Source organism: Enterobacter cloacae complex sp. ECC445 (genome assembly GCF_021892025.1).
Lineage (GTDB): Bacteria > Pseudomonadota > Gammaproteobacteria > Enterobacterales > Enterobacteriaceae > Enterobacter > Enterobacter chengduensis.
In genome coordinates this window covers 48,617-60,029 of record NZ_JAKLRZ010000031.1, presented here as the reverse complement: position 1 = coordinate 60,029, position 11,413 = coordinate 48,617, and the positions used below count along the sequence as shown (strand labels likewise).

Annotated in this window: 11 protein-coding genes and 1 other annotated feature; of the genes, 5 read left to right on the top strand and 6 right to left on the bottom strand. The window is 54.6% G+C overall.

The features are described from left to right. Nucleotides 1–329 precede the first annotated feature (329 nt). The 3 genes from clpB to rluD form a co-directional block, all read right to left on the bottom strand. Complete coding sequence (gene clpB / locus L6R44_RS21265) at nucleotides 330–2,903, bottom strand: ATP-dependent chaperone ClpB (RefSeq protein ID WP_237425349.1); 2,574 nt, start codon at nucleotides 2,901–2,903, stop codon at nucleotides 330–332. A gap of 129 nt (nucleotides 2,904–3,032) precedes the next feature. Continuing rightward, nucleotides 3,033–3,764, bottom strand: a complete 732-nt coding sequence (gene yfiH / locus L6R44_RS21260) for a purine nucleoside phosphorylase YfiH (RefSeq protein ID WP_032642835.1) — start codon at nucleotides 3,762–3,764, stop codon at nucleotides 3,033–3,035. Further along, a complete protein-coding gene (gene rluD / locus L6R44_RS21255) occupies nucleotides 3,761–4,741 on the bottom strand; it encodes a 23S rRNA pseudouridine(1911/1915/1917) synthase RluD (RefSeq protein ID WP_023308866.1) in 981 nt (326 codons plus the stop codon). The genes yfiH and rluD overlap by 4 nt, the downstream gene beginning before the upstream one ends. 131 nt (nucleotides 4,742–4,872) lie before the next feature. On the opposite strand from rluD, the gene bamD reads away from it, so the two are divergent. The 4 genes from bamD (at nucleotide 4,873) to pheA (ending at nucleotide 7,646) form a co-directional block, all read left to right on the top strand. Beyond that, the gene (bamD, locus tag L6R44_RS21250) at nucleotides 4,873–5,610 is read left to right on the top strand and encodes an outer membrane protein assembly factor BamD (RefSeq protein ID WP_032642839.1); all 738 of its coding nucleotides are present in this window, start codon (nucleotides 4,873–4,875) and stop codon (nucleotides 5,608–5,610) included. Between the two features lie 268 nt (nucleotides 5,611–5,878). Further along, nucleotides 5,879–6,220 (top strand): ribosome-associated translation inhibitor RaiA, encoded by a 342-nt coding sequence (gene raiA / locus L6R44_RS21245; RefSeq protein ID WP_003863162.1) that lies wholly within the window; start codon nucleotides 5,879–5,881, stop codon nucleotides 6,218–6,220. 109 nt (nucleotides 6,221–6,329) lie between these two features. Then, nucleotides 6,330–6,455: a sequence feature (Phe leader region), on the top strand. Next, the gene (pheL, locus tag L6R44_RS21240; protein ID WP_001386991.1) at nucleotides 6,331–6,378 is read left to right on the top strand and encodes a pheA operon leader peptide PheL; all 48 of its coding nucleotides are present in this window, start codon (nucleotides 6,331–6,333) and stop codon (nucleotides 6,376–6,378) included. (Overlaps the previous feature by 48 nt.) Before the next feature lie 30 nt (nucleotides 6,456–6,485). Next, nucleotides 6,486–7,646 carry a bifunctional chorismate mutase/prephenate dehydratase gene (gene pheA, locus L6R44_RS21235; protein WP_237425348.1) on the top strand — a complete coding sequence of 387 codons (1,161 nt, stop codon included), beginning with the start codon at nucleotides 6,486–6,488 and terminating at the stop codon, nucleotides 7,644–7,646. On the opposite strand, the gene L6R44_RS21230 is transcribed toward pheA, so the two are convergent. From L6R44_RS21230 to aroF, 3 genes are read right to left on the bottom strand one after another with little or no spacing between them, the layout of a single operon-like run. Further along, on the bottom strand, nucleotides 7,643–8,515 hold the full coding sequence (locus tag L6R44_RS21230) for an SMP-30/gluconolactonase/LRE family protein (protein ID WP_237425347.1): 873 nt from the start codon (nucleotides 8,513–8,515) through the stop codon (nucleotides 7,643–7,645). The genes pheA and L6R44_RS21230 overlap by 4 nt on opposite strands. Before the next feature lie 60 nt (nucleotides 8,516–8,575). Beyond that, nucleotides 8,576–9,697, bottom strand: coding sequence for a bifunctional chorismate mutase/prephenate dehydrogenase (gene tyrA / locus L6R44_RS21225; protein WP_032642845.1), 1,122 nt, complete (start codon nucleotides 9,695–9,697; stop codon nucleotides 8,576–8,578). A gap of 10 nt (nucleotides 9,698–9,707) precedes the next feature. Next, nucleotides 9,708–10,778 (bottom strand): 3-deoxy-7-phosphoheptulonate synthase AroF, encoded by a 1,071-nt coding sequence (gene aroF, locus L6R44_RS21220; RefSeq protein ID WP_024908343.1) that lies wholly within the window; start codon nucleotides 10,776–10,778, stop codon nucleotides 9,708–9,710. Between the two features lie 214 nt (nucleotides 10,779–10,992). Between aroF and L6R44_RS21215 the strand changes: the two genes are divergently transcribed. Beyond that, a complete protein-coding gene (locus L6R44_RS21215; protein WP_032642848.1) occupies nucleotides 10,993–11,367 on the top strand; it encodes a DUF2799 domain-containing protein in 375 nt (124 codons plus the stop codon). Nucleotides 11,368–11,413: the final 46 nt, after the last annotated feature.

The following is an 11,413-nucleotide window of genomic DNA, read 5'->3' as shown; positions in this document are numbered from 1 at the left end:
CACTTTGAGTGCCCACACAGATTGTCTGATAAATTGTTAAAGAGCAGTGCCGCTTCGTTTTCGCTGCGGCGCGGGGTGTGCATATTACGCTTTCCCGCTTCAGAGTCAAGCGTTTATTTTCGCTTTTCTCTGCTGACCCGGCGGCTTGCGTGCCGTTGTTCCGTGTCAGTGGAGGCGCATTATAGGGAGTAATTCCGAACCTGCAAGAATAAAGTGAAAATTATTTACCAACTGCTCACTTTCCAGGCAAATCATTCTCCAGACCTCAATTCTCGCCTGGTTTTTAAACAAAAACGAGCCGTAAACGGCTCGTTTTTGCGTTTTGTGACTTACTGCACTGCCACAATACGATCGTCGTTGGCTTCCAGACGGATAACTTTGCCCGGAATCAGCTCCCCGGAAAGGATCTGCTGCGCCAGCGGGTTTTCGATCTGCTGCTGGATAGCGCGTTTCAGTGGCCGCGCACCGTACACCGGATCGTAACCGTTCTCGCTCAGCAGCTTCAGCGCCTCGTCAGAGATGTGAATTTCATATCCACGCTCTTCCAGACGTTTGTACAGGCGCTGCAGCTGGATCTGCGCAATCGACGCAATGTGTTTCTCACCCAGAGGATGGAACACCACCACTTCATCAATACGGTTAATGAACTCTGGACGGAAGCTATGGCTTACTACCCCCATTACCAGATCCTTCATATGGCCATAGTCCAGCTCACCGAAACGCTCCTGAATCAAATCGGAACCCAGGTTCGAGGTCATGATGACCACCGTATTACGGAAGTCGACCGTTCTGCCCTGCCCGTCGGTTAGACGACCATCGTCCAGCACCTGAAGCAGAATGTTGAACACATCCGGATGGGCTTTTTCCACCTCATCCAGCAGGATGACGGAATAAGGACGACGGCGCACCGCTTCCGTCAGATACCCCCCTTCTTCATAACCCACGTATCCCGGAGGCGCCCCGACCAGACGTGAGACGGAGTGTTTCTCCATAAACTCGGACATGTCGATACGCACCATCGCATCGTCGCTGTCGAACATAAAATTAGCCAGCGCTTTACACAGCTCGGTTTTACCGACACCGGTTGGCCCCAGGAACAGGAACGAACCGATCGGGCGATTTGGATCGGACAGCCCCGCACGACTACGGCGAATCGCGTTCGATACCGCCTCAACCGCTTCGTTCTGGCCAATCACCCGATTATGGAGATCTTGCTCCATGCGCAGCAGTTTTTCACGCTCGCCTTCCAGCATGCGCGCCACTGGAATACCGGTCCAGCGGGCAAGCACTTCCGCGATTTCTGCATCCGTCACTTTATTACGCAACAGACGCATTGTTTTACCTTCCGATTGCGTCGCAATCTCAAGCTGTTTTTCCAGCTCGGGAATTTTGCCGTATTGCAGCTCGGACATACGCGCCAGATCGCCTACGCGCCGCGCCTGCTCAATGGCAATTTTTGTCTGCTCGAGTTCAGCTTTGATGGTCTGGGTGCCGGAAAGTGAAGCTTTCTCGGCTTTCCACTCTTCTTCCAGCTCAGAATACTGGCGCTCTTTATCGTCCAGTTCTTCATTGAGCATATCGAGGCGTTTCTTACTGGCTTCATCAGACTCTTTCTTCAGCGCCTGCTGTTCCAGCTTGAGCTGAATGATGCGTCGGTCGAGTCGATCTAGCTCTTCCGGCTTCGAGTCAATCTGCATACGAATGCTCGACGCCGCTTCATCAATCAGGTCGATCGCTTTATCCGGCAGCTGACGATCGGCGATGTAACGATGCGAAAGCGTCGCCGCCGCAACGATAGCCGGGTCGGTGATCTGCACATGGTGGTGCAGTTCATAGCGCTCTTTCAGACCACGCAGGATCGCGATGGTATCTTCAACGCTTGGCTCAGCAACGAACACTTTCTGGAAACGACGTTCCAGCGCAGCATCTTTCTCAATGTACTGGCGATACTCATCAAGCGTCGTGGCGCCAACGCAATGCAGTTCACCGCGCGCCAGCGCAGGTTTAAGCATGTTCCCGGCATCCATCGCGCCGTCTGCCTTACCGGCACCCACCATGGTGTGCAGTTCGTCAATAAACAGGATAACGTTGCCTTCCTGTTTCGCCAGGTCGTTAAGCACGCCTTTGAGACGCTCTTCAAACTCACCGCGGTATTTCGCACCGGCCACCAGCGCGCCCATATCCAGGGCCAGCACGCGGCGACCTTTCAGGCCTTCCGGCACTTCGCCGTTGACGATACGCTGCGCCAGACCTTCAACAATGGCGGTTTTACCGACACCCGGCTCACCAATCAGCACCGGGTTGTTCTTGGTACGACGTTGCAGTACCTGAATCGTACGGCGAATTTCTTCATCGCGGCCGATCACCGGGTCAAGTTTGCCCTGTTCAGCACGCTCGGTCAGATCGACCGTATATTTCTTCAAAGCCTGACGTTGGTCTTCGGCTCCCTGATCGTTCACGCTTTCACCTCCGCGCATTTTCTCAATCGCCTGAGTCACATTGGCTGTGGTCGCGCCGGCGGATTTCAGCAGGTCGGTCAAGGTACCGCGTGATTCAAGCGCCGCCAGAACAAACAGCTCTGACGAAATAAAGTTGTCCCCACGTTTTTGCGCCAGCTTGTCGCAAAGGTTCAGCACGCGCACCAGATCCTGCGATGGCTGAACGTCGCCGCCGGTCCCTTCGACCTGCGGTAAACGGCTCAGCGCCTGATCGATAGCGGTGCGTAGCTGGCCAGCATTAATGCCGGCAGACGTTAATAAAGGACGTACCGATCCCCCTTCCTGATTCAGCAAGGTGCTCATTAAATGAAGAGGTTCGATAAATTGGTTGTCGTGCCCCAGTGCGAGGGACTGGGCATCGGCGAGAGCAAGCTGGAATTTATTGGTAAGACGATCCAGACGCATAACTCCTCCCATAACAGGTCAAATTTGCTACTGGAGATTAAATGAGGTCATCCCTCAATTATTCAAGGTTAATGACCTGAATTATGTGAAAAGAAAACGGCACGTGCCGGATCGTCTTGATTCTTTAGGTTATATCAGCCAAATGAAACTTGCCATACGCCCCGTGGTCTTGTCGCGGCGCCAGGAGAAAAAATCACCCTTTTCGGTGAAGGTACAGCGATCGCCGCCGAAGATCTGCGACACGCCGACGTTATTCAGGCGCTGGCGGGCAAGCTGGTAAATATCGGCCAGATATTTCTCCCCCGAAGGCAGGAAGGCCTCAACCGCTTGCGGATCTTTTTCCATAAAGGCGTCGCGGACCTCTGGGCCCACTTCAAACGCGCGAGGACCAATAGCCGGGCCAAGCCAGGCCATAATATTGGCGGGCTCATCGTTAAAGCAGGCGACAGTTTCTTCCAGCACGCCTTCACACAGCCCACGCCAGCCCGCGTGGGCTGCCGCCACCTCGGTACCTGCACGGTTACAGAACAGAACCGGCAGACAGTCGGCGGTCATTACGGCACAAACGGTTCCCGGAGTATTGCTGTAAGAGGCATCCGCGCGTTTAGAAGCATAGGATTCTCCCGTCAGCTTCAGCACCGCGTTACCATGAACCTGCTCCAGCCAGACGGGTTTTGACGGCAGGTTCCCCGCGGCAAACAGACGCCTGCGGTTCTCTTCCACGTGTTCCAGGTTATCACCACAGTGCGCGCCGAGGTTCAACGACTCCCACGCGCCCTGGCTAACACCGCCAGTGCGGGTTGAACTGCAGGCGGCCACGCCGGCAGGCAATGGCCACTCCGGGACAATCAGTTTGGTCATAGCCAGTCCACTTGATCCTTATGTTCTTCGAAATCAGCGCGCATGGCGTCAATAAGGTCCACCATATCCTGCGGGATAGGCGCGTGCCACTCCATCTGAATGCCGGTGATAGGGTGGTAAAGGCGCAGCATGGTCGCGTGCAGCGCCTGACGATCGAATTTACGCAATACGCTGATGAACTCATCCGACGCGCCCTTTGGCGGACGAGGACGGCCCCCGTAGACCTGATCCCCCACCAGCGGATGGGTAATGTGGGCCATATGCACGCGGATCTGGTGAGTACGTCCGGTTTCCAGACGCAGACGCAGACGCGTATGAATGCGGAAGTGCTCCATAATGCGATAGTGCGTTACCGCCGGTTTACCCATCGGATGCACCGACATATGGGTACGTTTGGTTGGGTGACGGCTGATGGGCTCTTCTACCGTACCGCCAGAGGTCATATGCCCAATGGCTACCGCCTCATACTCGCGGGTGATTTCGCGCAGCTGCAGCGACTCCACCAGACGGGTCTGAGCAGGAACGGTTTTCGCCACCACCATCAGACCGGTAGTGTCTTTATCGAGACGGTGCACGATGCCCGCGCGCGGAACATCCGCGATCGGCGGATAGTAATGGAGAAGTGCGTTAAGTACCGTACCGTCAGGGTTTCCCGCACCCGGGTGAACAACCAGGTCGCGCGGCTTGTTGATCACCAGAATGTCATCATCTTCATAGACGATGTCCAGTGGGATATCCTGCGGCTCGAAGCGGATTTCCTCTTCGATTTCAGCATTGATGGCGACAGCTTCCCCACCTAACACTTTCTCTTTTGGTTTGTCCCAGATCTTGCCGTTTACCAGCACGCGCTGGTCAAGGATCCATTCTTTTATGCGTGAACGCGAATAATCAGGGAACAATTCGGCCAAAGCCTGATCTAAGCGTTGACCGAGCTGATTTTCGGAGACTGTTGCGGTGAGTTCTACTCGTTGTGCCATAAACTGCTTCTTCGTTTAACGTTGGGTTTTACGGCTTTGCCGTTTAATATAGTGTGCTATTGTAGCTGGTCTTAATCGGGAGCAGGAACAGAGTTTCTCCCGGACAAACATTTGAGGAAAGTCAAAACGTCATGACGCGCATGAAATATCTGGTGGCAGCGGCCACGTTGAGCCTGGCTTTGGTGGGCTGCTCCGGTTCAAATGAACAGGTCCCTGACAATCCGCCGAATGAAATCTATGCGACTGCACAACAAAAGTTGCAGGACGGTAACTGGAAACAGGCGATAACGCAACTGGAAGCGTTGGATAATCGCTATCCATTTGGGCCATATTCGCAGCAGGTGCAGTTAGATCTCATCTACGCATACTATAAAAATGCCGATCTGCCGCTGGCTCAGGCAGCTATCGATCGTTTCATGCGTCTGAACCCGACCCATCCTAACATCGACTATGTGATGTACATGCGCGGCCTCACCAACATGGCGCTGGACGACAGCGCGCTGCAGGGCTTCTTCGGCGTAGATCGTTCCGACCGTGACCCGCAGCATGCGCGTGATGCCTTCAATGACTTCTCCAAGCTGGTGCGCGGCTATCCGAACAGTCAGTACGTCACCGACGCCACCAAACGCCTGGTGTTCCTGAAAGATCGTCTGGCGAAATATGAATACTCCGTGGCGGAATATTATACCCGCCGTGGCGCATGGGTTGCCGTGGTGAACCGCGTAGAAGGTATGCTGCGTGATTATCCGGATACTCAGGCAACGCGCGACGGCCTGAAGCTGATGGAAAATGCCTACCGCCAGATGCAGATGACCGCTCAGGCTGAAAAAGTGGCGAAAATCATCGCCGCGAACAGCAGCAATACCTGATCTTGCCTCAATTCAAAACGGCAGCCCTCGGGCTGCCGTTTTTGTATTCATTTTAGCGCGTAGCTGAAGCGCGTTAGACTCAACACATCCAGTCAACTATGGCCCCAATTTTAGCCGTCGACAAGGTAAATCTCACCTCTTCCTGCCCTGCCTCACAAAAAAGATTCCCTGACAAAAACCGACAAAATAACGTGATCTAAATCACACATTTTGACATTAGGTCGGGTATGCTGGAATCACCAAGACGGAAAGACAAGAGGTAAAATTTATGACAATGAACATTACCAGTAAACAAATGGAAATTACTCCGGCAATCCGCCAGCACGTCGCAGACCGTCTCGCCAAACTGGATAAATGGCAAACTCATTTGATTAATCCACATATCATCCTGTCCAAGGAGCCGCAGGGTTTCATCGCTGACGCAACTATCAATACTCCAAACGGCCATCTGGTCGCCAGCGCTAAACACGAGGATATGTACACAGCCATTAACGATTTGATCAACAAGCTGGAACGGCAGCTCAATAAAGTGCAACACAAAGGTGAAGCCCGTCGCGCCGCAACGTCGGTGAAAGACGCCAGCTTCGCGGAAGAAGTTGAAGAAGAGTAATCCTTTAAATTGAGTGTACCGCCAACGCGCCTTCGGGCGCGTTTTTTGTTTTTTATTGACAGGGTGAAAACAGTACAGGTACTTTAACCCTATCAACCACAGGATGACTTATGAAACACACGCCGTTCTTCTTCGCATTCTTTTTTACCTTCCCCTGAACGGGAGGCGTTTCGTCGTGTGATAAAGAATGCGAAGACGAACAACAAGGCCTCCCACACCGGGGGGCCTTTTTTATTGATAACGATAAAATGAGACAGGCAACACTATGACACCGGAAAACCCGTTACTGGATCTGCGCGTAAAAATCAGCGCGCTGGACGAAAAATTACTGGCCCTGCTGGCCGAACGCCGCGCGCTCGCCATCGAAGTGGGCAAAGCCAAGCTGGACTCCCATCGTCCGGTCCGTGATATCGACCGCGAGCGCGATCTGCTGGAGCGCCTGATCCAGCTCGGTAAATCGCATCACCTCGATGCCCACTACATCACCCGGCTGTTCCAGCTCATCATCGAAGACTCCGTTCTCACCCAGCAAGCGTTGCTCCAGCAGCATCTCAACAAAACCAATCCACACTCTGCGCGAATCGCTTTCCTCGGGCCAAAAGGCTCCTATTCTCACCTGGCCGCCCGTCAGTATGCCGCACGCCATTTTGAAGAATTTATTGAGAGCGGCTGTGCGAAATTTGCCGATATTTTTAACCAGGTCGAGACCGGCCAGGCGGATTACGCCGTGGTGCCGATTGAAAACACCAGCTCCGGCGCCATCAACGACGTCTACGATTTGCTGCAGCACACCAGCCTGTCGCTGGTCGGCGAGCTGACGATCCCTATCGATCACTGCGTGCTGGTCTCCGGCTCAACCGACCTGAACAAGATCGAAACGGTGTACAGTCACCCGCAGCCCTTCCAGCAGTGCAGCCAGTTCCTGAACCGCTATCCGAACTGGAAAATCGAGTACACCGAAAGCACCTCGGCGGCGATGGAAAAAGTGGCGCAGGCTAACTCCCCTAACGTCGCCGCGCTCGGCAGCGAAGCGGGCGGCGCGCTGTATGGTTTACAGGTACTGGAACGCAACCTGGCAAACCAGACGCAAAACATTACCCGCTTCGTGGTGCTGGCACGCAAGGCCATCAATGTGTCAGAACAGGTACCGGCCAAAACCACGCTGCTGATGGCGACCGGCCAGCAGGCCGGTGCGCTGGTTGAAGCCCTGCTGGTGCTGCGCAACCACAACCTGATCATGACCAAACTGGAATCACGTCCCATCCACGGTAACCCGTGGGAAGAGATGTTTTATCTCGATGTCCAGGCCAACCTGGAGTCTGCCGCCATGCAGAAAGCCCTGCGTGAACTGGGTGAAATTACCCGCTCCATGAAAGTGCTGGGCTGCTACCCGAGCGAAAACGTCGTGCCGGTCGATCCGAGCTAGCGTTCGATAAAGCGGCTTTTCTTCATCCCTGCCACGCTAACCGGCAGGGTGAAGATGGCGCCGGAGAGCGGATACTTCGCCACCTCCTCGGCATCCATATTTTCCCGCGTGGTGGTAATAAATAGCGTTTTCATGTCATCACCGCCAAAGCAGACCATTGTCGGGCAACGTACCGGCATGCGGTATTCTTCCAGCTGCTCCCCTTGCGGAGAAAAACGCGCGATACGCCAGCCGTCAAACAGCGCGCTCCAGTAGCAGCCTTCCACATCCATGGCCGCGCCGTCCGGTATCCCTTCGCCTTCGTTAAACTGACGAAACACCTCACGTTTGCCGGGTTCGCCCTGCTCGTCAAGCGGCGTACGGTAAATCACGCCGTTTGGCGTGTCTGAGGTAAACATCCACTGGTTATCCGGGCTAAACGCTAAACCGTTATGTCCGTGGATATCGCACTGGATCACCTTCGGCGCTAGGTCATTGTCGATGCGCATCAGCAGGGCACCGTTATAATCTCCCGGCCCCCAGAACGTGCCCGCATAGAACCGGCCCTGATGGTCGGTGCCACCATCGTTAAAACGCGCCAGCTGAGGGTTAGAGGGGTTATCGCACACCTTGCGCTGCAGAAGGCCATGCTTATCGGCAAGCCAGATACCAGTGCGCATGGCGACGATAAACCCGCCGCGCTCGCGCAGCGCGAAGCAGCCCACCTCTTCATGGAAAGAGAGCACGGAGTGTTCCGCCGTCGGCAGATGATAGCGGTGGATCTCCCCTTCCAGAATATCGGCCCAGTATAGCGCTTGCTCTTCTGCGCTCCACGTCGGGCATTCAGGCAAATGCCCGGTGTAATTCAACAGCAGCTGCGGTTCGGACATGACGGTTCCCCAAAATAAAAAAAGCCAGCATCGCTGGCTTTCAGTATATACATCATCGCATTACTGGCGACTGTCATTTGCCTGACGCAGCAGCGTCCGGCTCTCATTCTGGAAACGCTGCGCGTAATCGCCAAACCAGTGCTCGACCTTGCGGAAGCTGTCGATAAACGCCTGCTTATCTCCGTGTTCCAGCAGCGTAATGGCTTCACCAAAGCGCTGGTAGTAACGCTTGATGAGGGCCAGGTTGTTCTCGGAGGACATAATAATGTCGGCGTACAGCTGCGGATCCTGCGCAAACAGACGCCCGACCATCGCCAGCTCCAGACGATAGATCGGTGACGAGAGCGCCAGCAGCTGTTCAAGCTGCACGTTCTCTTCCGCCAGATGCAGACCGTAGGCAAAGGTCGCAAAGTGGCGCAGCGCCTGAATGAACGCCATGTTCTGGTCGTGCTCGACCGCGCTGATGCGGTGCAGTCGTGCCCCCCAGACCTGAATCTGTTCCAGGAACCACTGATAGGCTTCCGGCTGACGCCCGTCGCAGTAAACCACCACCTGCTTCGCCAGGCTGCCGCTGTCCGGGCCGAACATCGGGTGCAGGCCCAGCACCGGTCCCGTATGCGCCGCCAGCATAGCCTGCAGCGGACCATTTTTGACGGAGGCCAGATCCACCAGGATGCAATCCTTCGGTAAAGGCGGAAGTTTCCCGACGATCTGCTCCGTCACGTGGATAGGCACGCTGACGATAACCATTCCGGCGTCTTTCATTAGTTCTGGTGCCCGGGCCCAGTCCTCTTTCTCCAGAATGCGCACCTGATAGCCAGAAAGCGTCAGCATTTTTTCAAACAGACGCCCCATCTGCCCCGCCCCGCCGACAATCACTACCGGCCTCAGAGACGGGCAAAGGGTTTTAAAGCCTTTGTCGTTTTCGCTGGAATAGGATTCGCGCATCACGCGACGCAGCACATCTTCAATTAAATCCGGCGAAACGCCCAGCGCCTGGGCCTCTTTACGACGGGAGGCCAGCATGGAGGCTTCGCGCTCCGGGACGTAAATCGGCAGGCCGTATTTGCTTTTCACCTCGCCGACTTCGGCAACCAGCGCCATGCGGCGCGCCAGCAGATCCAGCAGCGCCTTGTCCACTTCATCAATTTGATCGCGCAGTGCGGTCAATTCAGCAACCATAACTACCCTCTTAAGCCAGACGCGTCGCCAGCTGGCCGTTTAAATCTTTATGGATCTCGCGCAGCAGCGCATCGGTGGTCTCCCAACTGATGCAGGCGTCCGTCACCGAGACGCCGTGCTTCATTGCGCTGCGCGGTTGTTCAGATGATTGATTGCCTTCATGAATATTGCTCTCAATCATCAGACCGATAATCGAACGGTTGCCATCTTTGATCTGCGCGACCACGGATTCCGCAACCGCAGGCTGGCGACGGTAATCTTTATTCGAATTACCATGACTGCAATCTACCATCAGAGCCGGGCGCAGTCCCGCCTGCTCCATCTCTTTTTCACACTGCGCTACGTCCGCAGGGCTGTAGTTAGGTGCTTTACCGCCGCGCAGGATCACATGGCCGTCCGGGTTGCCCTGCGTTTGCAGGAGGCACACCTGACCCGCCTGGTTGATACCGACGAAACGGTGTGGCATAGCGGCAGCGCGCATGGCGTTGATCGCCGTCGCCAGGCTGCCGTCAGTACCGTTTTTAAAGCCAACCGGCATTGACAGGCCAGACGCCATCTCGCGGTGGGTTTGCGATTCCGTCGTACGCGCGCCAATAGCCGACCAGCTGAACAGATCGCCCAGGTACTGCGGGCTGTTCGGATCCAGCGCTTCGGTTGCCAGCGGCAGCCCCATGCTGACCAGCTCCACCAGCAGGCGACGCGCAATCTTCAGGCCTGCTTCCACATCAAACGAGCCATCCATGTGCGGATCGTTAATCAACCCTTTCCAGCCGACGGTCGTACGTGGCTTTTCAAAATAGACGCGCATCACCAGATAGAGGCTATCGCTGACCTCCTCCGCTAATGTTTTAAAACGACGAGCGTACTCAATGGCGGTTTCAGGATCGTGAATGGAGCAAGGACCGCATACCACCAGCAGGCGCGGATCGCGGCCGGCAATAATGTCAGAAATGGTCTGGCGAGAGTGCTCTATCTGAGCCTCCTGCGCAACGCTCAGCGGGAATTCCGCTTTCAGTTGATCCGGGGTGATTAAAACCTGTTCGTCAGTGATGTGTACGTTGTTCAGCGCGTCTTTTTGCATGATGGCGATCCTGTCAAGCTCGTTTGCGATAGTTGTTTTCCTCAATGAGGTGAAACCACGATACCATAAAAAGTAAACATTTCAATCCAAAATACGTACACATTAGTTTACAGAAGCCAATTTATTGCAAAAATCAGCCGATAAAATCGTAAAGATTAAATTACACTCCATTTCCCATTAGCCAGGCTATGCTGAAGAAAAAAGGAGAATGGCTATGCGTTCAATTGCTTTCGCGCTGTTGTCGCTGTTTTTAACGGGCTGCCAGATTAATCCTTACACCTTCCAGCCCGACTGGACCAGCCCATCCTGGTTTGATGCAGGTAAAGAAGACGCCATGAATGGCCAGCCGGTTAAAGATAATCAGACCCTGGCCGATAGTTTTAACGACACCCAGGTTGATCGTAGTGAATACCTTCGCGGCTATGCCGATGGCCAGAAGAAAGTCTGTGAAGAAGGGTTTATGCACGCCTGGGGATTAGCGGGAAAATCTTTCCCTGCAAGCTGCGACACTGCTGAAAATGCAGCAAAACTGCGTGCGTCCTGGCAAAAAGGAATGGATGAAAGTCTGCGTGCCAGCAGGCTGAATTAAGCTATTTTTTATTCACCGGAAAACAAACAACTGTAGGATTTAGCTT